Consider the following 26,616-nt stretch of genomic DNA (forward strand, 5'->3'; position numbering starts at 1 on the left):
TTCCTCCTCAGAACAGTTCGTCCAGCACGTCCACGTTCGCCCGCGCCCGGTCTTCCCACTGCTGCTGGTCATCCATCCTCCACATCGTCCGCACCCACCCTTTGCCCGGAGCCATCGGCCACACGAACGAGCGATCGTCAGTCGGCGCATAGTGGTTTCGCAGAAAAACCTCTCCCGAGGACGGACTCACCCACAGGCTCAGGTCCGAGTCGATGTTCCAGTTCGCCGAACAGTGCAGATAACGCCCGATGGTTCGCATCTCCTCCGCCGTGAAGCCCTCCGGCTCTGCGCCACGCCGGATCGCACGCCCCTGGGCTGTTGCTTTGTCACACAGGGGAACCAGCTCAGCAGGAAGAGCTGTGTCAGGGTTTTGCGGGTCAATATCTCTAAATATTACCCCGGCGTCCTGTGCCGCATCGAGCATCACCCGCATACACACCTTTTCCCAGTCGTTCGGCACCGCCCTGCGCGTCATAAACACCGCCGCGCCGGCTTTCTTCTCAAAAATAAACGCCCGAGCCTTGTCAAGGTTAACCAGCGGCCACGAAATCATTTTTGTCTCCACCTTACCGTGTGGCATCAGGTACTTCAGCGCCGGCAGTGAAAACAGCGCCTGACGCATCTTCTCCGCCTGACGGTACACCGCAGTCTGCGTCTCGTCCGCGCTCTCCGGTATCACGTCAAAGTCCGGCATCGTCAGCAGGGAAATCTCATCCTCGCCCGCGTTGTAGCCACCGCCAATGTCCGAATGCGCCCCCGGCAGTGCCAGCTCCGGCCACATCCCCGCGATGCTGTTCAGGCTGAAGTTATAACGGCACTCGTGCATTGCGCTTATCTGAAACACCTTCTGCGCCACGGAAGGACGCAGCTCAAGGTTGACACCAGGATTACTGCGTCCGTTAATATCGTAGAAATTCAGCAGGCTCCCGATGGCTGCCACTGTGTCAAAAAGCCCCAGAAAGCGCACCTCTCCCGCAGGTTTTCCATGGTATCTGGACATATCCAGCCCGTTCTCTATTGCAGCCATTATCGCCGTATCCTGGTTCATCACCCGGTTGGCAAAGTGCCGTGCCGCTGCCGCGCCGCGACTGAACCCGAACACATCAAACTGCACCTTCGCGATCGCCGCTTTATCGCGGTTACGACTGATAAATATATTCAGTGCGGAAGCAATTTTCTCAAGAGCTTCATCGGTCTTGGTCACCACTCCCTCAAACCGCCGGATAAGGCTGCTGCCCAGCCCCAGCCCCATCCCCAGCAACGAGTCGCTTTTCCCATCTGCCGTCCCGATGCCGCTGACGTAGGCTTTCACCTGCGCCTCCATCTCATCTTCACCAAGGGCAGTATCAGATTTGTAAAGGTCATTGAGCCGGGAAATATTGGTGATGCCGCCCTGCCAGCTGGCGTTGCCTGCCCCCTCTCTGGCGTGTTCTTCATACTTCGCGCACGCCCTGGCTCGTTCCTCACCGACCAAACCGGCGCAGTGGGCATACGCCAGCCGCAGATCGTCTGCGTTTGCCCGGTTATTCCCGGTACCATCAAAGAACACCCCCACCGTCAGCGTGATCCCTCTGACCGGCACCCGCCGGCACCGGATGACTTTTCCACTGCATAAAACATCGGTGTAGTGCGTGTTCTCCCCGGTAGTTTCATACCGGTGATAGCCGGTATTACCCGGCTCAGTATTCTCGCCTGCTGCCATAAAAAATCCATTTTGTCTGAAAGGTTAAATCAGGCACATCATACTCCCCCCTTCAGTTCTTAAATAAAATCAACGCTCTATCTTCTGCACAAGATGCAGTTGCCATATTCAAATGTATGGATTCCTGGTGTTCACCGACAACAACGGAGCCACTGATATGCTCTGTCACCCGGATTTAACGGGAGGATACAAGGTGCGGAGCCTGCCGTCCCTGAAGCGAAAGAGATACCGGAGTGCATCCGATCTGCTGAGCAATAGCATTCACAACAACTGAAGGTGTATTCAGGATAATGGCCCTGTATTGGTCATTCCAGCTAGCAGGGAAAGCTCGTCAGTAAGCAAACGCGACTCGTCCCGGTCAAAAAAGTCTGTTCCTGTGTAAACATCAATCATCGTAGATGACGGCATCGTGGAAAAACGATTCTGTGAAGGGCTTCATAAAAACAAGTGTGAAAGGAATAAAAGGCAGAAGTAAAAGTAAAGAGTCATGCCCGTTTGCCAACGGTATTTCACAAACGGGCAATTTTTAACATAGTGAACGACTTTCCATCGCTTCAATAAGCACAGCGTCGTGTTTCAGCGTCTGCCAGGCCTGGGTGACTTCAGCGGGAAAGTCAACGTGAACGATAAAATCGCGCCCGCGTGGCCCATAGCCATCGCTATCATCACGCAAACGAGGTAGCTCGCCAGTAAGAAGCGATAAATAACGCTCAACTGGCCATAATCCTTCCAGTGGATTAGCAAATGCAACACTGTCTGCGTCATTCACTAATTGTGGTATAAATCCCGGATAACTTAACCAGCGTGGTGCATCGGGGTTGTCCCCGGTCATACGGCGGAACGTCGCCATCGTGCGCCGCTGCATGGTGGGGTCCTGCACGACGATAGCCGTGTGAACCCGCTCTTTGGCCTGATTCAGTAACGCGATACTGAAGCGGGCATTTTCTCCGCAGTTTGTTGACTGGTCTTCAATCAAGATTTTTTCATGTGGAATATGCCAGAACTGATGGGCAATATCCGCCAGGATGGTAGCTTCTGACCTGCCTGTTGTGCGAATGGTGTTGTAATGCGGATGCCGGGCGATGGCACTGTATAAAAACGTTGTCGAGTGACCGATACCACCGCTGATCAGTAAAGGAATTTGCTGATCTCGGGCAATCTTGCAAGCGGCGTCGATAGTAGGGATAACCGCATTACCTGCAAGGATCACGCAATCAGCCTGATACGGAGCAGCACCGGAGAAATCATCCTGCGCCAGCCATCGACCGATAACGTTTATGGCATCTATGGTTGCCGGCGAAAGCGTCGGAAACGGGGTAATGTTCATGGTTCCTCCTTATCGTTCCCTTAAGAATACTGCGTGAGATAATAGTGAGAAGCGGAGCACTCTGAAAGGAGGAAGTCGTATTTCCTTAACCGCCACTCCGCAAGCCTGACATATCTTTTAAGGAAATGCTGTAGATAAACATTATTCATCTTGCAGCAGAGAATTGTATTTTTCTGAACTCCTGAATTTTGCCCTTACCGTTTTTAGAATTAATATAAAACCCGGCGCTAAATGCTTACCGGGTTTTAGATTTATCAACCAGATTGCAGCGTTATCCGCTAATCTGCTCCATCGCCTGCAAAATACGCTTGTCAGAAATAGGATAAGGCGTACCAAGTTGTTGAGCGAAGTAACTGACGCGCAACTCCTCTATCATCCAGCGAATCTCTTTCACGTCTTCATCCTCACGCCGTGCTGGCGGCAGTTTGTTGATCCACTGCTGCCACGCCTGCTGAACGTTTTCGACTTTCAGCATCTGAGCACGGTCACGATGCGGGTCAACCGCCAGTTTTTCCAGTCGTTTTTCAATCGCCTGCAAATAACGCAGCGTGTCACCCAGACGTTTGAAACCGTTACCGGTGACAAAACCGCGATATACCAGCCCGCCCATCTGCGCTTTGATATCTGAAAGTCCCAGCGCCATCGTCATATCAACGCGCCCTTTCAGGCGTTTATTGATATTGAACACCGCTGTGAGGATTTGCTCGACCTGCTTCGCAATATCCACCACCGTATCGTTCAGTTCGGCACGCACTTTTTCATGCAGCGCAGCAAAGCCTTCTTCCGTCCAGACAGGGCCACCGTTGGCATCGATCAATTTATCCACACCGCAGGAGATACAGTCGTCGATCAGATCCAGCACTTTGCCATACGGGTTAAAGTACAGCCCTAACTTGGCTTTGTTTGGTAACTTTTCATGCAAGTACTTGATCGGCGATGGAATATTCAGCAGTAGCAAACGGCGAAGACCGTTCCACATCGCTTGCTTCTGTTCCAGCGGATTATCAAACAGTTTGATCGCCACACTGTCGCGCTCATCCACCAGCGCCGGCCACGCCTTCACTTTGTAGTTGCCGCGCTTCTGCTCGTAGCTTTCCGGCAGTTGCCCAAAGCTCCAGATATGTAAGCCGCTCTGCTCGATACCGTCATCCGCCACCGCAGACAGCGTTTCCTGCACTTTGCCTTTCAGCGCGTCTTTCAGATCTTGTAGCGAGCGCCCTTCTTTTAGCTTCTTGTTTTTGTCATCCACCACGCGGAAGGTGATTTTCAGGTGATCGGGCACCTGATCCCAGTGCCAGTCCTCGCGGTCAACGGTAACGCCGGTCATCCGCCGCAGCTCGCGCTCAAGGCTGTCGAGCAACGGCAGCTCCAGTGGCGTGACGCGGCCTAAGAACGCTTCGGCGTAGTTTGGCGCGGGTACAAAATTACGCCGTACCGGTTTCGGCAACGATTTAATCAGAGCAATCACCAGTTCGCGGCGCAGACCGGGGATCTGCCACTCAAAACCGCTCTCTTCCACCTGGTTAAGTAACGGCAGCGGAATATGTACCGTCACGCCGTCCGCATCCGCCCCCGGCTCAAACTGATAACTTAAACGCAGCTTGAGATTGCCCTGATGCCAGAAGTTCGGGTAATCCAGCTTGCTGATTTTTTCCGCACCTTTTTTGATCAACATGCTCTTTTCAAAGTTGAGCAAATCAGGCGTTTCGCGGCTGACTTTTTTCCACCAGCTGTCGAAGTGACGTGCGGAGATCACATCGTGGCTGATGCGCTGGTCGTAAAACTCAAACAACGTTTCGTCGTCCACCAGAATATCGCGCCGACGTGATTTGTGTTCCAGCTCTTCTACTTCCGCCCGCAGTTTCAGGTTTTCGCGGAAGAATACGTGCCGCGTCTGCCAGTCACCTTCCACCAGCGCGTGGCGAATAAAGAGTTCACGACATAATGCCGGATCAATCTGGCTGTAGTTGACCTTACGCGCAGCAACAATTGGCAACCCGTAAACGGTGACTTTTTCCGTTGCCATCACCGCGCCTTGCGCCCGTTCCCAGTGCGGTTCGCTGTAGGTGCGTTTAATCAAATGCTGAGCGACGGGTTCTACCCATTCCGGATCGATGCGTGCCGCAATACGCCCCCACAGACGGCTGGTTTCTACCAGTTCCGCCACCATTACCCATTTCGGTGGCTTTTTGAATAAACCAGAACCGGGGAAGATGGAGAAACGCGCGTTACGTGCGCCGGTATATTCCTGTTTATCGGCATCTTTCATGCCGATATGCGAAAGCAAACCGGTCAGTAAGGCGATATGAATTTCGCGATACTCCGCCGGTTCGCTGTTAACCGGAATGCCAAGTTCTTTTACTACCTGGCGCAACTGGGTGTAGATATCCTGCCATTCGCGCACCCGCAGATAGTTGAGATAATCGGTACGACACAGGCGACGGAAGGCGTTAGAAGAAAGCGCCTTTTGCTGCTCGCCAAGATAATTCCACAGATTTACAAACGCGAGGAAGTCGGACTCTTTATCGTGGAAACGACGATGTTTCTCATCCGATGCCTGCTGTTTGTCCATCGGACGTTCGCGCGGATCCTGAATGGAGAGCGCGGACGTGATAATCATCGCCTCACGCACGCAGCCATGTTTTTGCGCTTCCAGCACCATCCGCGCCAGACGTGGGTCGACAGGCAACTGCGAGAGCTGACGACCGAGCGGCGTCAGTTTATAGGCGCTGGCCTGTTCATCAGTGGTGATCGCGCCCAGCTCTTCGAGCAGACGCACGCCATCCTGGATATTACGTTTATCCGGTGCTTCGACAAACGGGAACACAGCGATATCGCCCAGCCCCAGCGCGGTCATCTGCAAAATAACCGAGGCCAGGTTGGTACGCAGAATTTCCGGGTCGGTAAACTCCGGGCGCGAGAGAAAATCGTCTTCGGAATAGAGACGAATACAGATCCCTTCTGACACACGTCCGCAGCGACCTTTACGCTGATTAGCAGAAGCCTGCGAAATCGGCTCAATCGGCAAACGCTGCACTTTCGTGCGATAGCTATAGCGGCTGATACGCGCCGTACCGGGATCGATAACGTATTTAATACCCGGTACGGTCAGCGACGTTTCCGCGACGTTGGTCGCCAGCACAATGCGCCGTCCGCTGTGCGACTGGAAGACGCGGTTTTGTTCGCTGTTAGATAGTCGTGCGTAAAGCGGCAATATTTCGGTATGACGCAGATTCAGCTTGTTCAGCGCATCGGCGGTATCGCGAATTTCCCGCTCGCCGCTCATAAAGATCAGGATATCACCAGGACTTTCCTGGCTTAGCTCTTCTACGGCATCGAAAATGGCCTGCAACTGGTCTCGTTCGGTGTCATCCGCTTCTTCAACAATCGGACGATAGCGCACTTCCACCGGATAAGTGCGACCGGAAACTTCGATAATCGGCGCATTATTAAAGTGGCGTGAGAAACGTTCAGGATCGATGGTCGCCGAGGTGATGATCACTTTCAGATCTGGACGACGCGGCAGCAACTCTTTCAGATAACCGAGCAGAAAATCAATGTTCAGGCTACGCTCGTGCGCTTCGTCGATGATGATAGTGTCATACTGCATCAGCAGGCGATCCTGCTGGATTTCCGCCAGCAAGATACCGTCAGTCATCAGTTTGACCATCGTATTGTCGCTTACGTGATCGCTAAAACGAACCTTATAACCGATACAACCACCGGGCTCGGTCTGCAACTCTTCAGCAATACGGTTCGCTACCGTTCGTGCCGCCAGGCGACGCGGCTGGGTATGGCCGATCAACCCTTTAATCCCGCGCCCCAGCTCCATACAGATTTTCGGTAACTGGGTAGTTTTACCGGAACCCGTTTCACCGGCGACAATGACGACCTGGTGATCGCGAATCGCTTCGAGAATGTCCTGTTTTTTCTGACTAACCGGTAAATTTTCCGGATAAGTAATCTCCGGACGCGCCGCTTCACGCAGCAGGACTTTCCCTGCTGTCAGGTCAATCTCTTTTGCCATTTCCTGGAAAATGGCCTGTTGTGCATCAGGATTTTTAACCTTCTTCACACCGTGCAGACGGCGAGAAAAACGCAGTCTGTCGCGCAGCATCAGCGAATCCAGCCGCTGCTGCAAAGCAGTAAAGGTCAATTTTTGTTGTTCTGTCATAACGTTAGTGGGCAGTAGTCTGCCTGATTAATTTTCTTTTAAATGATAGATATAGAGTACCACATCGCGGCTCTCTATGCGTTGTTCAATAAATTCGAACATAGACTTCGATTTATTGCGCTATCTCTGTGGCAGGATTGTGAATAAAGTGTCAACAAGCAACGGGGCATCGCCCATTCAAACATCTATAAGGAAACACCATGAGCAAGGTATTAGTTCTTAAATCCAGCATCCTGGCAGGGTACTCTCAGTCTAATTTGTTGTCCGATTATTTTGTTGAACAATGGCGCGAAAAGCACACTGCTGATGAAATCACCGTGCGTGACCTGGCTGCAAATCCGATTCCGGTGCTGGATGGCGAACTGGTTGGCGCTCTGCGTCCGAGCGATGCGCCGCTGACCCCGCGTCAGCAGGAAGCTCTGGCTCTTTCCGATGAGCTGATTGCCGAGCTGAAAGCCCATGACGTTATCGTAATTGCGGCACCGATGTACAACTTCAACATCTCGACTCAACTGAAAAACTATTTTGACCTAGTTGCGCGTGCAGGCGTTACTTTCCGCTACACCGAGAACGGTCCGGAAGGTCTGGTAACCGGTAAAAAAGCCATCGTGATTACCAGCCGTGGCGGTATCCATAAAGATGGGCCGACGGATCTGGTGACGCCGTATCTGTCTACATTCCTGGGCTTTATCGGTATTACCGATGTGAAATTCGTCTTTGCGGAAGGTATTGCCTACGGTCCGGAAATGGCGGCGAAAGCGCAGGCAGACGCCAAAGCAGCAATTGACGAAGTTGTTACAGCATAAGTTTTAAGAGGCCTCCTGCAACTGTGGGAGGCTTTTTATTGTTATCCCTGAACGACCTCTTGAGGAGGTTGTTTAGGGATAACAATAAAAAAACCGCAACCTGTATCAGCGTTGCGGTTTTTGTGTCGCAGATTAAAAATCAGAACGTTTTCTTAAAGTTCAGCATCACGCCTTTATCGCTGATGCCGTCCTCTTTCCAGTGGTAAGCGTCCAGATGCAGCGAACTTTCTTTGCTGCTGTACTTCACGCCAACGCTTGCCAGGCTATTGATACCGCCGCCCTTCTGCCCGTCGTCAACATTAAAGTACTGACTGCCAGCTCCGGCAAGACTTGCTGTACGCTGGCTCTTCGCATAACTCAGGTTTGGGCCACCTTCCAGCGTCGCGTTCGCGCTCCAGCCGTCTTTACCTGCATAGTCCAGTTTCAGGCCAACGATGCCGTCCACCGCCGTTTCGCTGCCGCTGTTCATATTCAGGTTAAAGTCACCGGCGTTGCGTTCCTGATAACCGCCTTCCAGCGTGTGGCGCAGTTTCACTCCGGCATACGGCGTTATTTTCAACCCTTCGCGTGGTTCAAAGGTTTTCGCCCCTTCGCTGCGGAACTCCAGGTACTGCTGTTTCACGTTGGTATCGGCTGTTTTACTGACGTCGCCGTAGGCTACGGCACGGCTGCTGTCGAGGTTATGAACATCATAACGCAGGGCGTTATTCCAGCTCATCCCGTTTTCGAACGCCATCTGGTGCTTCAGTCCAAAGAACTGGCTGTAGCCGCCGGTTACGCCGTTGTCCCCTGCCGAGTCAGAACCGTTACCATCCAGACGGGCGATCCCATACTCCAGGCTCAGGCTCTGGCTTTCACTCAGGTCGAGAGTTTTACGCAGCGCCAACATGTCATATTGCGTGTCGTTGCCCAGTTCCGCGCGCGGATCGCCTTTTGCCACCACGTTGAACGCCAGACCGTTGCCCACCTTCGGTGCGGCATCCGCCAGCATACTGAAGCGGTTGCTTAACACCCGTGCTTCACGGAATACGGTGGTCGCCTGACTGCCGCTGATTTGCTTAAGCGCACTGTTAAGCTCCGCCGTGGTGCCTACGTTCAGACTGGTGTATAGCTCGTTATTGGTGTAACCCGCGTCCAGCGCCTGCGCAACATCATTCACCGAGGCATCGGTAGCCACATCGGTATAAGCGTTTTTGTTCATGGTGACGTCAACGTTACCGCTGGCATCGGTGCTACCCTGCGCATTCCACACCACAGAGGTGGAGGTGATGGCATCAGCATCCGTCAGGTTACTGCCCTGCACCACGTTATCGAAGGTGACTGTAGTGTCTGCTGTGCCTGCGGCGAAGCCGGTGTTGATTTCCACGCCGCTCATGCTGGCATTGTTTACTTTCAGCTTACCGGCGCTACCATCAGCGTTGGTTCCCACAACGTAGCCGTTGAGGCTGTTGGTGCCGCTCTCTTCGCCCGTTGTATTATCAACAAACGATGTCACCGTGGTATTCGGCACATCCGGCAACGTGTAATCGCCGTAATGGACTTCGGTGGAGTTACCGTTGTTACCGTTAATACCTTCCACGTTCACGCTGTCGCCCTGTTTGATCAGGCCTGACCCGGTTACGCCATCGGCGATCACTACCGTACCGTTGTTGACTACGTGGCCATTCGTCCCCAGCATACTGAACGCATAAGAATCATTGGCATAGATATTAATGGTGCCATTGTTCTCAATAACTGCGTCCGCCGTGGCATTGGCATCCAGTTGCATACCAATCAGGCCGGTATCGGTCGTGCCTTCCGTTCCCAGATTAATAATGCCCTTATTGACCAGTTGCGTGTTATTATTCCCTTCCATCGCCACGGTATTATTGCCGCTGATGTTCATGGTGCCGTCATTCTGCGCGACATAGTTGGTGTGCGTGAATTTCACGGCGCTGGCGTTATCATGATCGAAATTAATCTCACCTTCACTCATGTTCCAGAAGAACGCGTCCGTAGCTGCGGCGTTACTGGCGCTGACAACGACTGATTTGGCGGTTGAATCCACTTTACCATTGTTAATAAAGCGCCCGTTACCCCCCCAAATATTGACTGCGCCGTTGTGGGAGGAGTTCGTCAGTGACATATGCCCGGTGTTGTAGAGTGTGCCAGACTGGTTGATGTGAACGGCGTTTTTGTTGTTATCGAGAATAAATTCGCCGTGGTTGTTAAAAACGGCATTGTTATCGATTTCCAGCATCCCGGCATTACTGTCTTCGCTGCTGTTGCCCAGAATCCAGGTGCCGTCGTTATTCACCACTGCATTATTGGTTAATTTAGAACCATGTTTTACAATGCCGTCTTTTTGGTTATTGAAGATGCCGTTCTGTTGGTCGATGCGACTGGTGACGGTGCCACTGTTGTTAAAGACGCCTGCTTTCTGCACCAGTTTATTAATCGTGCCGTTATTGTTCACCTGCGAAGTATTTTTGCCAGCATACATTGTTATCTGGCCAGAAACCGTGCCATCGTTATTCAGCGTGCCGCCATCAATATCGATATTGCTCAGTGTGCCCGCGTTATCGACCTCGCCACCTTCGTTCAGTTTTATCAGGTTATTGATAATTCCTGTTGCGGTATTTTCCAGTTCACCGTTCAGCACCGTCACCACTGGGCCAGAAATCGTACCGGAGTTGATGACGCTGCCTGGCGTGGTGTTAGTAATCACCACAGACTGAGCGAAATTCGTTGACTGCCCTTCGGTGCTGAGCGTGTCTCCCCCGGTGTAGACCAGGCTAACTGCCGGATCGGTCGGGTTATACTCACTGGAATTTTCACAAACGCCCAGCGTGCAAATGGTACCGTAATTAATAATGGTGCCTGAACCGTCGGTATAAAAAGCCTGGCCGACACCGGTATTAATATTAATCACGCCGGTCTTGTCGTTAATCGCCACGCCACTGCCAATCGCGCCCATCGCAAATAGCTGGTTATCCTGCTGCTTAGTGACGTTTTCATCCGCCGTCAGGTTAATGGTGCCCTGGTTTACCGCTGTACCGCCATTAAGTGCTAGCATACCAAAACCTTCATTCTTGACGTTGATGGTTCCGGTATTTAGCCCGGTAGCATCAGCCCAACCGGCGTCGGTTGAGCCTATCAGCATACCACCGCCCATCAAGTAAACAGTATCAGTTTGCCAATAAGTTTCACTGGTGATATCGCCGTTCTCATCCATAGTCGGAATAAAGCTATCGACGTTTATTTCTCCGTCATTGCTGGCGGTACCTTTTGATGCAGAAACCCCATAGGTTCCTGCGCCGTGCAGATTGATTGTCGCGCCACTTTGGTTTTCGGCTTCCCCATAACCGCTTGCGAGCACCGCGTAGTAGGTTCTGTTAAGCCATCCCAGGGGATAAGCGCCTTCTCCCCCTCCACCAACCGGAGAGAGCGTAGATGTCAGATTAATTACCCCACCTGAGGCATTGGATGCGAAGCTATCTTGCCCGTTAGAGCGCATTACTGCTGTTTTACCATCACTCGAACTGTCTGTTCCGGTTTTAACATTCATTGTTCCAGTATTGACGATCCTGGCACCGCTAACAGCAGTCATGATTTCTTTCGCCGCCGAGGCGTTAATGATTCCTTTATTCTCTGCACTCGAACCAATACCATTCGCCGAAATGATCGAGTTATGACCAAAAAAATTGGAGTCGCGAACCGGACTGAAAATATCCGTAACGGAGTTTTCATCAATTATAACCTGACCGCCTCCCGTAACATAAAAAAGCGACACTGTACTGCGCACTGCGGTAACATCCAGAACAGAATGCCCACTGATATTAACCGTACTCTTACCAGAGACATTAATACCATTAATAACATGACCGCCGGTATCCCCTGTTATATTTATACCGCCATTCAGATTAATGACATTATCATCCCCAATAACAACCACACCATCCAGTTCAGGCTGTTCGCCGTGTGCAGCACCAAATAAAGGAGAGTAGGCTTCAATATTTAAATTACCGCTTAAATTAACCGTGTTATTTTCACCGGTAACAATTAAACCGTTAAGATGTTCATCGGATGTCGTCGGCGATGTGCTCATATCTGAGGCCAGATTGATGTCACCCTCCAGCGTTACCTGGCTATCATTTCCGGCAATACTTATGCCCGTCGCCCCCTGGAAATTACCGCTGTCATCCCGCTCATGCGTGACATTTATATCGCCACGCAGAGACACCAGTTCACGATCGCCAACGAGGGAAACACCAATGGCATTTTGCGAAACATTAAGTTCACCGATGTTACCGAACTGCTCATCATCACCTTCGATCAGTACACCAACAGAATCTTTGTCGATAACGGTGATTTTACCAGTATTGCCAATTTTGGCATTTTTACCTTTTATATCAATGCTATGCGAGGAACCACTGACGTAAAGATCGCCGTTCTGAAGAATGCTTACATCATCACCCATAACTCGCGTTCCGACGGTATTTTTACCATCTACGGACATATCACCGGAAATTTCAAGATTGTTGCCGTTGCCAGATAAATTTACGCCCGTCGCATTTTCGCCCGCAATGCTCAGCTCATACGTTGTCAGCGTGATGCTGTTATCGTTGCCGTTTACTTCCAGACCCGTAGTGGCGTCGTTAACAGACATCTTGCCTGAAAGTGAAACACTACCTTCGTTACCGGCAACTTTAATTCCTGTACCGCTATTGTTAGTGGTGATATCCCCCACGTTGACAAAGGTTGCATTATCGCCATCGATCAGCACACCGAATGGATTACCTTCGTGCCCCTTATCACCAACAGTAATATCACCAATGTTCATGAACGTGGCGTCACTGCCATCCAGCAATACGCCGATGGATTTATCATCCACCACGGTAATATTGCCTTTGTTACTGACAATGGTGCCATTCCCCGTAACGTCAATACCGTGTGCAGCGCCACTGACGTAAAGATCGCCTTCCTGCCTGATAAGTGCGTCATTACCAACAATTTTGGTCGCCGCCGAGTTTTCGCCATCGACGGTCATATTCCCTTTATTATCGATAGCGGCATCGTCACCGTTAATCAGACTACCTGTACCGCCGTTGGTAAATATGGCGTCGCCCTGGGTATTAATCGTCGAGTTGTTGCCGTTAACAATAACGGCTGTACCGCCATCCACTTCGGTTTCGCCATTGTTATTGATGGTGATGTCATCACCAGTCAGGATACCCACCACGGAACCTTCGCCAATCGCAGTGGTTTTCCCGTCATTGTTCAGAACAATATTATCGCCTTCCACGGTCATTACCGTACCGCCATTCAGCGCAGTGTTGCCGCCCAGGTCGGTAATAATGGCGTCACTCACTTTGATATCGTTGCCTGTTGTTCCATCAACCACCACGCCGGCTTCTTTGGTGATGTGGATTTTGCCTTCGTCGTCGTAGCTCCAGATGATTCCGCCCGCTTTGTTAACGCCTTCGAAGACTGCCGTGTTGCTGTCTTCATTTACTTTCCACTGCTTAACGATTGTCTGGCGACCATCTTTTGCCGTCAGGGTATAGCTGCCATCCGCATTCTCGGTGTAGGTAAAGGTTGCATTACGGATCTGCACCGTTTTTTCAGCTTGATCCCAAGTAACGTTGTTGTTGTATTTGATCGGATCCGGTTTGTCATCCGGCGGTACTGGCGTGTCTCCGCCATCATCCGGTGGTACTGGTGTATTACCGCCATCATCCGGCACCGGAGACGGATCGTCGTGATGATTATTATCATCGTGTAGGGCATAGACCGCGACACCAGTTACTACCGCCGCCAGACCAGCGGCGGCCCAGGGTAAAACGGCACTGTCTTTAAGATCTCTACATTCTGCAGGTAAATGTTCAAGCTGTTCTTTATTTAATATTTGAATATTTGCCGGACATGATATTTTGCTGGATTTCCGTGTTTCGTCTGCTGACTCGGTTGTAGTGGTATCCGCAGCCCATGTCTGGCTACTTAACGCCATCGCAACACATACAGACAACAATTTTTTCCTTTGCATATATAACTCCTTAAAAAATAGTTCCCGCGTAACAAACTACGCAAAACGTAAAAACAGAAAGCACTAAATGCCTGCAACGAAACATTCATTAAATAATAGTTATGTTATTTGTATGGTGAATATTAAGTCGAAGCAGTTTAAAAACCACATCAGAGCATTTATTAAATTATATTCTGCGAGCAAGTCATTTCAAACAATAATTAAAAACAGGCGAGAAAAAGACATTAATAATCCATTTACATCATGAATAGATTATTGGCTCACATCCACACAAATGATGAATTGTAATTAACAGACGAGATAATAATAGAATATATAAGCAGATCAGTTAATAAGACTTGCCTGGCTAAAAACACAAAGAATCATATAAACATATATAATAAACATGTTGTTGTGAAATATAATTTATTTTCGCAACCATATACCATTAATCCCCTGTACATATTCACCCGGCTTCGCACGCGCGACAAGTTTTTGCCCTGCCAGTTTCGCTATCTCATCTGTGGATACATTATTCTGTTTTGCCAGTTGCTGGTAACTACGATTACGAGCTTCATTAATATCTCTTACCAATGCCTGTGTTTCAGCATCCGTTTCCAGCGCCACCAGGTAACCATTAAGCGTTTCACCGACCCGCCCCTGACTTCTGGCTTCATTCAGAGTTAATGCCATCGCACTGCTACTCATCAGGCCAATAATCCACACTATTATGAGTAATGTTCTTTTCATCATGACCTCAAAAAAGATCGCTACGAGTTTTAAGCAGGTCTTCAACATCTTTGTCCGCTTTGATGATGATCTCATGCTCAATTTTAACGTTCATATTAATGGTGATTGGCTCCTTCGGCGCAGCCACCTCTATGCGCGGAGTGCAACCAACCAACATAAAAGAGGACGCGAGCGCGGCTATCACTATTTTCATTGTATTTCCTCACATTCTTTTCCTGACGGGCAGTCATTTTCCGGGATACGGGCATTCTGTTCCAGCCACGCCTGGAGATTATCGCCAAAGCGTAAACTGCGCCATAACGTAAAAATATTCTCTTCGTGACTGTAATTAAGATTCACAGTGCCTGTTTTGCCATCAACCCGACTATTACCGCTAATCGTTGCCTGCATGGTTAACACACCGAGATTATCTAAATTAATTTTTGTCGATGATCGATTAATTTCCATATAGCGCAACCAGTTGATGGCGGTTCCAGCGGTCATATTGTCTTTTGCTACTGCATCCGCAGTGTCTTTATCCAGACGTAAGGTCATTGGCCCGCTATTTGCCAGCCAACCGTCTTTCACTATCCATTTTTCATTGTTTAGCCATAACGGCAGTGCACCACTAAATGCCCCGGACATGGCGAATTGTTTCGGATTGACGGCGCTAACCAGTTCGCTGGATGAGAGATTATTCAGGCGCAATAGCGCCTGATCGTGCTGCGGCATACGTAATTGTTTCATCAGCACGTTACCGCCTAACACATCAACGCTAACATCAGTCAACAGCAATGGTTCTTCTTCTGTCCACGGATAGCGCCCTTGCAAATCAGCCGTAATATTTTTCGCTGTCACCAGATTAATCACTTCGGCAATTCGCAACGTAACGGGGCCGCGAGTCCCCAGATGCCAGGCTCCATCGGCAAAACGGAAAGGCAGGACAAAATCGACACCGTTAACCTGATTATCTGGCATCCAGGCACTACCGCCTTTCAACACGCCGTGCCCTCCCGCACGGAAGCCTTGATCAGGCGCAGCGGAAAAGGCTACCTGAGCATACAGCTCGCCATCGCGTAGGTTCATCTTCCAGTCAGGTGGCACCAGCGGCTGAAATACAGTGAGTGATTGTTTAGGCCACCAGGCGTTACCGCGCAGACGAATACCGTCCCAGCGACCATTTACCCGTACCGGACCAATCTCGCCAGCATGTAAATCGCCTTTGAAGAGGAAATAAGTTGGTTCGCACCCTTCAACACTAAATTTTAAGGTTGATGGCGGTAACACGCTGCCCCCCGTGAAAAGCGTTTGCCCTGCATCCAGCGAAAGCGCACCACTAAAAGACGGATTCTGCGTGTCGCGTACCCAGACAACAGGTTTCTCAAGAATTAAGCGCGGCTTTTCTACCGTCATCGTGCCATATTGCAACTGGTCGAAACCGGTCGAAAGATCGGTAAGCGTAATCGTGCTGTCATGCCACTCACCTTTTCCTGCGACATCCCAGGTGGCATTCATCGGGGTAAAACTGCCTTTTCCCCAGTAACGCCACTGCCAGCGTCCTGCATCAGGGAGAAAATCATTCGCCTGACCATCCATATGCAGCACAAAGTCGCCCAGTTCATTTTCATGTGCCTGCAAAATGGCCTGTAAACGCCCGTCAATACCACGTTGGGTGACTTTTACTCCCGCTAAAGGCCAGCGAATTTCATCGATGTCCAGTGAATCGATGACTCTTCCCTTTGAACGTAATAACGCGCCAGGTTCAAAGGCCAGCGTTGGGTCAGCCAGACTTCCGCTTAACTGCGCCGGTAAGCGAGCATATAAAATAAGATCCGCCTGTTTCGCTTCACCGGTCAGTTGCAGTGGCATCTGACTGTTATCCATGCTTAATTTTCCTGGGCCAAAATTAAGCACCGCATTGCCCTTACCTGCTTGCCCCTGGGTCAGCACACTCAGTCGACCACTAACCCATGCGTTCTCAAGCCCGGCCTGCCAGTTATCGACTTTGACACCCAATCGCCCACTAAGGGGAAAACCTTCATATGGCCAGCTCCAGCGACCATCACTGACAGTCAATTGCTGACGGGTAATTTCCCACGGTAAATCGAGCAACGGATCGCCGGTATCTCGTGCCATCACAATCAATTGCCCGCTATTTTCCTGCCACTCGAGTTCAGCATCCACCAGCGACGGTTCCTGCGGCAAATTCAACGTCGCGGTAGCATGACCACTTACAGGAAGCCCATCCGGCACTAGCGGCAGAGTAAATTCCCCCACCAGTTTTACCGGCGGCTGATTTTCAAACGCGGCAACATCCAGTTCGCTGACTGTAAATTGTTGCCCTTTAAGCAGGCCTTGAAATTTAACTTTTTCGCCCTGATAACGCAGTTGCTGGATATCAGAGGTTAATGCGAGAGAGAGTTTTCCCTGCCATTCCTGCCAGGGAGAAAAAATCAGTTTATCGATATTGATCCAGGTGTTAGGCAACATGGCCTGCCACTGCGCGAGGGTTTTCGGGGCGGCTGGAGATTGCTCTGTCTGCGGCAATTTCGCCAGGCAAGCAGAATCAAGTTCTACCGTGCCAACGTTCAATAACCAGCGGCTGGGATGTGAAAGGCTGGCGTTGGTGATATGCGCAAGCTGACAATCTCCCACCAGATAACGGAGATCGGGAATGATTAAACCTTTACGCGTAATGCGTGGGCTTTCATCTAATGCAATACGTGTCCCGAGCGGTAGCCAGATGCCCGCCAGCGTGGGAACCCACAATCCGAGCGTCATTAGCAACGTCAACGGCACAAGAATAATCAGTAATAGCAGCGCGAGAACAGCTTTATATTTACCCAACATGGGTAGTTAATATCCTGATTTAGCGAAAAATTAAGCATTCAATACGGGTATTGTGGCATGTTTAACCGTTCAGTTGAAGGTTGCGCCTACACTAAGCATAGTTGTTGATGAATTTTTCAATATGGTCATGACTTTCAATTATATTTGAAATTTTGTAAAATATTTTTAGTAGCTTAAATGTGATTCAACATCACTGGAGAAAGTCTTATGAAACTCGCCGTTTATAGCACAAAACAGTACGACAAGAAGTACCTGCAACAGGTGAACGAGTCCTTTGGCTTTGAGCTGGAATTTTTTGACTTTCTGCTGACGGAAAAAACCGCCAAAACCGCCAATGGCTGCGAAGCGGTATGTATTTTCGTAAATGATGACGGCAGCCGCCCGGTGCTGGAAGAGCTGAAAAAGCACGGCGTTAAATATATCGCCCTGCGCTGTGCCGGTTTCAATAACGTCGATCTTGATGCGGCAAAAGAACTTGGGCTGAAAGTAGTCCGTGTTCCAGCCTACGATCCGGAAGCCGTCGCTGAACACGCTATCGGTATGATGATGACGCTGAACCGCCGTATTCACCGCGCGTATCAGCGTACCCGTGACGCCAACTTTTCTCTGGAAGGTCTGACTGGCTTTACCATGTATGGCAAAACAGCGGGCGTTATCGGCACCGGTAAGATCGGTGTGGCTATGCTGCGCATTCTGAAAGGTTTTGGTATGCGTCTGCTTGCGTTCGATCCGTACCCAAGTGCGGCGGCGCTGGAACTTGGTGTGGAGTATGTTGATCTGCCGACCCTGTTCTCTGAATCAGACGTTATCTCCCTGCACTGCCCACTGACGCCGGAGAACTACCACCTGCTGAATGAGGCAGCGTTTGAACAGATGAAAAACGGCGTAATGATCGTCAACACCAGTCGTGGCGCATTGATTGATTCTCAGGCGGCAATTGAAGCTCTGAAAAACCAGAAAATTGGCTCGCTGGGGATGGACGTGTATGAAAACGAACGCGATCTGTTCTTTGAAGATAAATCCAACGACGTGATCCAGGATGACGTATTCCGTCGTCTGTCTGCCTGCCATAACGTGCTGTTTACCGGACACCAGGCATTTCTGACGGCAGAAGCTCTGACCAGTATTTCCCAGACCACGCTGCAAAACTTAAGCAATCTGGAAAAAGGCGAACCCTGCCCGAACGAACTGGTTTAATCTTGCTGCTCCCCTGCAAGTCAGGGGAGCTTATTCAGATAATCCCCAAAGATCTTTCATCCTCTATTCTTAAAATATGTTTTGCAGGACGGATAAGACGCGTCGCGTTGCATTCGGCAGTCAGCACCTGATTTATACCTTAAGTTGAGAACCAAAATGAAGAAAGTAGCCGCGCTTGTTGCGTTAAGCCTGCTGATGGCGGGATGTGTAAGTAATGACAAAATTGCTGTGACGCCAGAACAATTACAGCATCACCGCTTTGTGCTGGAAAGTGTCAACGGTCAACCTGTTACCAGCGATAAAAACCCGCCAGAAATCAGCTTTGGTGAAAAGATGATGATTTCCGGCAAAATGTGCAACCGCTTTAGCGGCGAGGGTAAACTTTCTGGCGGTGAACTGAAAGTTAAAGGGCTGGCAATGACCCGCATGATGTGTGCCACTCCTCAGCTTAATGAACTCGATCACACCATCAGCGAAATGCTGAAAGAAGGTGCGCAAGTCGATCTGACTGCGAACCAGTTAACGCTGGCCACCGCGAAACAGACATTAACCTATAAGCTGGCGGATTTAATGAATTAATAGCTGCCACAGCTTCCGGCGGCAAGTGACTGTTCGCTACAGCGTTTGCCGTTGGGTAATGCACACATGCCAATAGCCGTTCCGTCAAGTTGACGGGCAACGGATAGCGAACCACCAATCATCGCGCAATTCGCTTCACCGCTACTGGACATGGACGCTTTTAAACCAGGCGCCACATGCGCCGCAGTTGCCTGCTGAACTGGTTCACTACTACACGCCGATAACAATAAAGCGGCACACCCGACCCACAACACTGCTCGCATCTTTACTTCCTCTAATCTTTAAACCAAACGACACCGCCGTAAATAATAGGCAGCACAGACGACTACGTCGAGAACAACTATGTGTGTTGCAACGCATTGTTACTTTTTTATCGCTATTTTTTTGTCCACTGTTTGATCAAAACATTCATTACGCAGATATGAGGGACACAAAAGCGAAAATGCAACAGAAGGCCATTTGCTAAAATTGAGAGATAACTACTGGGCGCGCAGCTTTTTCGTGTGCCCCTCATTTGCGCAATGTAAGGGTGTCGTATGATCACAATTGACGGTAATGGCGCGGTAGCTTCGGTGGCATTTCGCACCAGTGAAGTTATCGCCATCTACCCTATTACCCCAAGTTCCACGATGGCGGAACAGGCCGATGCCTGGGCCGGAAACGGCTTGAAAAACGTGTGGGGAGATACGCCTCGTGTGGTTGAAATGCAGTCAGAAGCTGGTGCTATCGCGACCGTGCACGGCGCGTTGCAAACGGGTGCTCTCTCGACATCGTTTACATCATCGCAGGGTTTACTGCTGATGATTCCGACGTTGTACAAACTGGCGGGCGAACTGACGCCGTTTGTACTGCATGTAGCAGCGCGTACCGTCGCTACTCATGCACTCTCTATTTTTGGCGATCATTCAGATGTGATGGCCGTGCGCCAAACCGGTTGCGCCATGTTGTGTGCAGCAAACGTTCAGGAAGCGCAGGACTTCGCCCTCATTTCGCATATCGCGACACTAAAAAGCCGTGTGCCGTTTATTCATTTTTTTGATGGTTTCCGCACGTCCCACGAGATCAACAAAATTGTTCCACTGGCTGACGACACGATTCTTGAACTGATGCCGCAGGCAGAAATTGATGCCCACCGCGCCCGCGCGCTGAACCCGGAACATCCGGTGATTCGCGGTACATCCGCCAATCCTGATACTTACTTCCAGTCTCGTGAAGCTACTAACCCGTGGTACAACGCAGTTTACGACCATGTTGAACAGGCGATGAATGATTTCGCCGCCGCTACGGGTCGTCAGTATCAGCCTTTTGAATACTACGGGCATCCACAAGCAGAACGGGTGATTATCCTGATGGGATCTGCCATCGGTACTTGTGAAGAAGTGGTTGATGAGTTACTTACCCGTGGCGAAAAAGTCGGGGTGCTGAAAGTTCGACTATACCGCCCGTTCTCCGCCAAACATTTACTGCAAACATTGCCAGACTCTGTGCGAACTGTCGCGGTGCTGGATCGCACCAAAGAACCGGGCGCCCAGGCAGAACCACTGTATCTGGACGTAATGACCGCGCTGGCGGAAGCCTTTAATAATGGCGAGCGTGAAACACTGCCACGCGTCATTGGCGGGCGCTATGGCTTATCGTCCAAAGAGTTTGGCCCGGATTGCGTGCTGGCAGTATTTGCCGAACTTAACACAGCCAAACCAAAACCCCGTTTTACCGTCGGTATTTACGATGATGTAACCAATCTGTCGCTACCATTGCCAGAAAATACCCTGCCAAACTCCGCGAAGCTGGAAGCCCTGTTTTATGGTCTGGGCAGTGATGGCAGCGTTTCCGCGACCAAAAATAATATCAAGATTATTGGTAACTCCACGCCGTGGTATGCACAGGGTTATTTTGTTTACGACTCCAAAAAAGCCGGTGGTCTGACAGTTTCTCACCTGCGCGTGAGCGAACATCCAATTCGTTCTGCATATCTGATTCCCCAGGCTGATTTTGTTGGCTGCCACCAGTTGCAGTTTATCGACAAATATCAGATGGCAGAACGTCTGAAACCCGGCGGCATTTTCCTGCTTAACACCCCGTACAGTGCCGATGACGTCTGGTCGCGGTTGCCGCAAGAAGTGCAGGCAGTACTGAATCAGAAAAAAGCACGCTTTTATGTCATTAACGCAGCGAAAATCGCGCGTGAATGTGGACTGGCAGCTCGTATTAACACCGTAATGCAGATGGCGTTTTTCCACCTGACGCAAATTCTGCCTGGCGACAGCGCCCTGGCCGAGTTGCAGGGGGCGATTGCCAAAAGCTACAGCAGCAAAGGCCAGGATCTGGTGGAACGTAACTGGCAGGCACTGGCGCTGGCGCGAGAATCCGTAGAAGAAGTTCCGTTGCAGCCGGTCAATCCACATAGTGCGAATCGACCGCCGGTGGTTTCCGATGCTGCCCCTGATTTCGTTAAAACCGTTACCGCAGCAATGCTCGCCGGACTTGGCGATGCCCTCCCCGTTTCGGCGCTGCCGCCAGACGGCACATGGCCGATGGGAACCACGCGCTGGGAAAAACGCAATATCGCCGAAGAGATCCCTATCTGGAAAGAGGAACTCTGTACCCAATGTAACCATTGCGTCGCCGCTTGCCCACATTCAGCTATTCGCGCAAAAGTGGTGCCGCCCGAAGCAATGGAAAACGCCCCTGCCAGCCTGCATTCACTGGATGTAAAATCGCGCGATATGCGCGGGCAGAAATATGTGTTGCAGGTCGCACCGGAAGATTGCACCGGCTGTAATTTGTGTGTTGAAGTTTGCCCGGCGAAAGACCGCCAGAATCCAGAGATCAAAGCCATCAATATGATGTCGCGTCTGGAACATGTGGAAGAAGAGAAAATCAATTACGACTTCTTCCTCAACTTACCAGAAATCGACCGCAGCAAACTGGAACGTATTGATATTCGGACTTCGCAGTTAATCACACCGCTGTTTGAATATTCTGGTGCTTGTTCCGGTTGTGGCGAAACGCCATATATCAAATTGCTGACTCAACTCTATGGCGACCGGATGTTAATCGCTAACGCCACGGGCTGTTCGTCAATTTACGGCGGTAATCTGCCGTCCACACCGTATACCACTGATGCCAACGGTCGAGGCCCAGCATGGGCGAATTCACTGTTTGAAGATAACGCCGAATTTGGCCTGGGCTTCCGCCTGACGGTCGATCAGCATCGTGTCCGCGTATTGCGTCTGCTGGATCAGTTTGCTGATAAAATTCCTGCGGAGTTACTGGCAGCGTTGAAATCAGATGCCACGCCAGACGTTCGTCGCGAACAGGTTGCCACGCTGCGCCAGCATCTCAAAGATGTGAGTGAAGCTCATGAACTACTACGCGACGCTGATGCGCTGGTGGAAAAATCAATCTGGCTGATAGGTGGCGATGGCTGGGCTTACGATATCGGCTTCGGAGGTCTGGATCATGTATTAAGCCTGACGGAAAACGTCAACATTCTGGTGCTGGACACGCAATGCTATTCCAATACCGGTGGTCAGGCGTCAAAAGCCACGCCGCTCGGCGCGGTGACTAAGTTTGGCGAACACGGTAAACGCAAAGCGCGTAAAGACCTCGGCGTCAGTATGATGATGTACGGTCATGTTTATGTGGCGCAGATTTCTCTCGGCGCGCAGTTGAACCAGACGGTAAAAGCAATTCAGGAAGCGGAAGCCTATCCTGGGCCGTCGCTGATCATTGCTTACAGTCCATGTGAAGAGCACGGTTATGACCTGGCATTGAGTCACGACCAGATGCGCCAACTCACCGCAACCGGCTTCTGGCCGCTGTATCGCTTTGATCCACGTCGTGCTGATGAAAGCAAACTGCCACTGGCGCTGGATTCACGTCCGCCATCAGAGGCTCTGGAAGAGACATTGCTCCATGAGCAACGTTTCCGCCGTCTGAATTCGCAACAGCCAGAAGTGGCGGAACAGTTATGGAAAGATGCCGCAGCCGATCTGCAAAAACGCTATGACTTCCTCGCGCAAATGGCAGGAAAAACGGATAAAAGTGGCACCGAGTAGCGTCGTCGGATAAGGATTATCCAGAACGAAAAAAAAGCCCGAATGAAAGTTCGGGCTTGTCTTTTTATTTGTTGGGAAAGAAATAACTATAGCAATGACCCAACAACAAATAATATCTGTGACAATAAAGGCATATAACCCACGCAGAATAACGCATCATTTTTTAAAAGTATAATTTTTATTTTGTATGTATAACCATCAAATCATTCACCAAACCAATCATCATTTCTCAGGAATTATTTGATTAAGGTTTTACTTAAGGCGTAATAAATGACATTTATCGGCTAATGGAACTTTTCCTTTAGGATGTTTTCACTTCCCAAACGGGGAGAAAAAGGCAAATAAAATAACTAAAGGATTTTTTCAATGAAAAGCAAAATACTGGCACTCTTAATCCCTGCCCTGCTCGCCGCAGGTGCTGTACATGCAGCAGAAATTTATAATAAAGACGGCAATAAATTAGATCTTTATGGCAAAGTTGATGGCCTGCATTATTTTTCTGATAGTTCTGCAAAAGATGGCGATCAGAGCTATGCACGTCTTGGATTTAAAGGCGAAACACAAATTAACGATCAACTCACTGGCTATGGTCAGTGGGAATACAATATTCAGGCAAACAATACTGAATCCTCAAAAAACCAGTCCTGGACTCGTCTGGCATTCGCCGGATTGAAGTTTGCAAATTACGGTTCTTTCGATTACGGACGTAATTACGGTGTAATGTACGACGTAGAGGGCTGGACCGATATGCTGCCAGAATTTGGCGGTGACTCCTACACCAATGCAGACAACTTTATGACCGGTCGTGCTAATGGCGTAGCGACATATCGTAATACTGATTTCTTCGACCTGGTTAATGGTCTGAACTTCGCAGTGCAGTATCAGGGTAATAACGAAGGTGCAAACAACGGTCAGGAAGGCACCAACAACGGACGTGATGTTCGTCATGAAAACGGCGACGGCTGGGGGCTTTCCACAACCTACGATTTAGGTATGGGCTTTAGCGCGGGCGCGGCATACACCTCCTCAGACCGCACCAATGATCAGGTCAACCATACTGCGGCAGGTGGCGATAAAGCCGATGCCTGGACTGCCGGATTAAAATATGATGCTAACAACATTTATCTGGCAACCATGTATTCCGAAACGCGTAATATGACACCATTTGGCAACAGCGATTACGCCGTTGCGAACAAGACCCAGAACTTTGAAGTCACTGCCCAATATCAGTTTGACTTTGGTCTGCGACCGGCAGTGTCTTTCCTGATGTCTAAAGGGCGTGACCTGAATGCTGCCGGTGGTACTGATAATCCGGCCGGTGTTGACGATAAAGATCTGGTCAAATACGCCGACGTTGGCGCGACATATTATTTCAACAAAAATATGTCTACCTATGTTGATTATAAAATTAACTTGTTGGATGAAGATGACAGCTTCTACGCTGCCAACGGTATCTCTACCGATGATATTGTCGCTTTAGGTCTGGTTTATCAGTTCTAATCCTGCCTGCCCGCCTCTCTGGCGGGCTTTTTCTACTTATTGAATCCTGCTTAATCTAAATTAAAAATGTGAACTCCGTCATTATACAAAAGACCTCATCTGGCGTTACACTTTATGCGGATACTAAAACAGGAGGTTTTATGAACAGAACGATTCTTGTCCCTATCGATATTTCCGATTCAGAATTAACTCAACGCGTGATTAGTCACGTTGAAGCCGAGGCAAAGATTGATGATGCAGAGGTTCATTTCCTGACGGTAATACCTTCGCTGCCCTACTATGCCTCTCTGGGTTTAGCGTATTCCGCAGAATTGCCGGCAATGGATGACCTGAAAGCGGAAGCTAAATCGCAACTGGAAGAGATAATTAAAAAATTCAAACTGCCGACTGACAGAGTGCATGTTCATGTTGAAGAAGGTTCGCCAAAAGACCGCATTCTGGAAATGGCGAAAAAGATCCCTGCTCATATGATCATCATTGCCTCCCATCGACCGGATATCACCACCTACCTGCTCGGCTCTAACGCCGCCGCCGTCGTGCGTCATGCAGAGTGCTCCGTGCTGGTCGTGCGCTAAAAACTAACGCCCGCACGTCGCTGCGGGCTTTTTGATTCATTTCGCAAATGTGCTGACATTTTCCCCTCTAATCCGTACCATACACGCCACAGTTTTTATATCAGATTTCTTATGCTGGACATTCCGGCATGACGCATACTCTTCTGATGCCATATAACGAATTGAGTCGCTTTTAAATGTCGCAAAATCAAGAAATTAGTAAGAAAGAACAATACAACCTGAACAAATTGCAAAAACGTCTGCGTCGTAACGTAGGCGAAGCCATTGCTGACTTCAATATGATTGAAGATGGCGATCGCATTATGGTTTGCCTCTCCGGTGGTAAGGACAGCTATACCATGCTGGAGATTTTGCGTAATTTGCAGCAAAGTGCGCCAATCAGTTTTTCGCTGGTTGCCGTTAACCTCGACCAGAAACAACCTGGCTTCCCGGAACACGTCCTGCCGGAGTATCTTGAAAAGCTGGGCGTTGAGTACAAGATTGTTGAAGAGAACACTTACGGTATCGTGAAAGAGAAGATCCCGGAGGGCAAAACTACCTGCTCACTGTGCTCTCGTCTGCGTCGCGGCATCCTCTATCGCACCGCAACGGAACTGGGAGCAACGAAGATCGCACTGGGTCACCATCGTGACGATATCCTGCAAACGTTGTTCCTGAATATGTTCTACGGCGGCAAGATGAAAGGTATGCCGCCGAAACTGATGAGCGATGATGGCAAACATATCGTGATTCGTCCGCTGGCCTACTGCCGCGAAAAAGATATTCAACGTTTTGCCGATGCGAAAGCGTTTCCGATTATTCCGTGCAACCTTTGCGGTTCACAGCCTAACCTGCAACGTCAGGTGATTGCCGATATGCTGCGTGACTGGGATAAGCGTTATCCGGGGCGAATTGAGACGATGTTCAGCGCGATGCAGAATGTTGTGCCGTCTCATTTGTGCGATACCACTCTTTTCGATTTCAAAGGCATTACCCACGGTTCCGAAGTGGTTAACGGCGGTGATCTGGCGTTTGATCGCGAAGATATCCCACTACAGCCTGCGGGCTGGCAGCCTGAAGAAGATGAGAATCAGCTGGATGAATTACGGCTGAATGTGGTTGAAGTGAAATAA

Annotated in this window: 15 protein-coding genes; 7 read left to right on the forward strand and 8 right to left on the reverse strand. The window is 50.0% G+C overall.

Annotation, left to right across the window (positions count from 1 at the left end; all coding sequences use genetic code 11):
* Positions 1–7 precede the first annotated feature (7 nt).
* The 3 genes from FC814_RS15280 to hrpA all read right to left on the reverse strand — a co-directional run bounded on the left by FC814_RS15280 (position 8) and on the right by hrpA (position 7,203).
* Positions 8–1,702 carry a DUF2235 domain-containing protein gene (locus FC814_RS15280; RefSeq protein WP_137326144.1) on the reverse strand — a complete coding sequence of 565 codons (1,695 nt, stop codon included), beginning with the start codon at positions 1,700–1,702 and terminating at the stop codon, positions 8–10.
* 526 nt (positions 1,703–2,228) lie between these two features.
* On the reverse strand, positions 2,229–3,029 hold the full coding sequence (ydcF, locus tag FC814_RS15285) for a DUF218 domain-containing protein YdcF (protein WP_137326145.1): 801 nt from the start codon (positions 3,027–3,029) through the stop codon (positions 2,229–2,231).
* Positions 3,030–3,300: 271 nt separating this feature from the next.
* Complete coding sequence (gene hrpA / locus FC814_RS15290; RefSeq protein ID WP_137326146.1) at positions 3,301–7,203, reverse strand: ATP-dependent RNA helicase HrpA; 3,903 nt, start codon at positions 7,201–7,203, stop codon at positions 3,301–3,303.
* 200 nt (positions 7,204–7,403) lie between these two features.
* On the opposite strand from hrpA, the gene azoR reads away from it, so the two are divergent.
* Positions 7,404–8,009 carry an FMN-dependent NADH-azoreductase gene (azoR, locus tag FC814_RS15295; RefSeq protein ID WP_032225131.1) on the forward strand — a complete coding sequence of 202 codons (606 nt, stop codon included), beginning with the start codon at positions 7,404–7,406 and terminating at the stop codon, positions 8,007–8,009.
* A gap of 139 nt (positions 8,010–8,148) precedes the next feature.
* Here azoR and FC814_RS22965 read toward each other — a convergent pair whose 3' ends face one another.
* The 4 genes from FC814_RS22965 to FC814_RS15315 form a co-directional block, all read right to left on the reverse strand.
* Positions 8,149–14,034, reverse strand: coding sequence for an autotransporter outer membrane beta-barrel domain-containing protein (locus FC814_RS22965; RefSeq protein ID WP_205713603.1), 5,886 nt, complete (start codon positions 14,032–14,034; stop codon positions 8,149–8,151).
* A gap of 405 nt (positions 14,035–14,439) precedes the next feature.
* Positions 14,440–14,763 carry a YdbL family protein gene (locus FC814_RS15305; protein WP_000831643.1) on the reverse strand — a complete coding sequence of 108 codons (324 nt, stop codon included), beginning with the start codon at positions 14,761–14,763 and terminating at the stop codon, positions 14,440–14,442.
* Between the two features lie 7 nt (positions 14,764–14,770).
* Positions 14,771–14,956, reverse strand: coding sequence for a YnbE family lipoprotein (locus FC814_RS15310; protein ID WP_000706311.1), 186 nt, complete (start codon positions 14,954–14,956; stop codon positions 14,771–14,773).
* Positions 14,953–17,592, reverse strand: a complete 2,640-nt coding sequence (locus tag FC814_RS15315; RefSeq protein ID WP_137326147.1) for a YdbH family protein — start codon at positions 17,590–17,592, stop codon at positions 14,953–14,955. The genes FC814_RS15310 and FC814_RS15315 overlap by 4 nt, the downstream gene beginning before the upstream one ends.
* 207 nt (positions 17,593–17,799) lie before the next feature.
* On the opposite strand from FC814_RS15315, the gene ldhA reads away from it, so the two are divergent.
* Positions 17,800–18,789 carry a D-lactate dehydrogenase gene (gene ldhA / locus FC814_RS15320; RefSeq protein ID WP_000762235.1) on the forward strand — a complete coding sequence of 330 codons (990 nt, stop codon included), beginning with the start codon at positions 17,800–17,802 and terminating at the stop codon, positions 18,787–18,789.
* A gap of 156 nt (positions 18,790–18,945) precedes the next feature.
* Positions 18,946–19,368 (forward strand): heat shock protein HslJ, encoded by a 423-nt coding sequence (gene hslJ, locus FC814_RS15325; protein WP_010348254.1) that lies wholly within the window; start codon positions 18,946–18,948, stop codon positions 19,366–19,368.
* Here the strand turns inward: hslJ and FC814_RS15330 are convergent.
* Entirely contained in the window at positions 19,365–19,631 is a 267-nt protein-coding gene (locus FC814_RS15330; protein ID WP_001203005.1) for a DUF333 domain-containing protein, read from the reverse strand. The two genes, hslJ and FC814_RS15330, sit on opposite strands and share 4 nt — an antisense overlap.
* Positions 19,632–19,904: 273 nt before the next feature.
* Here FC814_RS15330 and nifJ point away from each other — a divergent pair, with 273 nt between their 5' ends.
* From nifJ to ttcA, 4 genes are all read left to right on the forward strand, one after another.
* The gene (gene nifJ / locus FC814_RS15335) at positions 19,905–23,429 is read left to right on the forward strand and encodes a pyruvate:ferredoxin (flavodoxin) oxidoreductase (protein WP_137326148.1); all 3,525 of its coding nucleotides are present in this window, start codon (positions 19,905–19,907) and stop codon (positions 23,427–23,429) included.
* Positions 23,430–23,795: 366 nt separating this feature from the next.
* The gene (ompN, locus tag FC814_RS15340; protein WP_000836969.1) at positions 23,796–24,929 is read left to right on the forward strand and encodes a porin OmpN; all 1,134 of its coding nucleotides are present in this window, start codon (positions 23,796–23,798) and stop codon (positions 24,927–24,929) included.
* Between the two features lie 140 nt (positions 24,930–25,069).
* Positions 25,070–25,504: a universal stress protein UspF gene (gene uspF / locus FC814_RS15345; protein ID WP_001082294.1), complete on the forward strand. Its 435-nt coding sequence runs from the start codon at positions 25,070–25,072 to the stop codon at positions 25,502–25,504.
* A 176-nt stretch (positions 25,505–25,680) separates the two neighbouring features.
* Positions 25,681–26,616, forward strand: coding sequence for a tRNA 2-thiocytidine(32) synthetase TtcA (gene ttcA, locus FC814_RS15350; protein WP_032225108.1), 936 nt, complete (start codon positions 25,681–25,683; stop codon positions 26,614–26,616).

The organism is Escherichia sp. MR (genome assembly GCF_005280595.1).
GTDB classification, from domain to species: domain Bacteria; phylum Pseudomonadota; class Gammaproteobacteria; order Enterobacterales; family Enterobacteriaceae; genus Escherichia; species Escherichia ruysiae.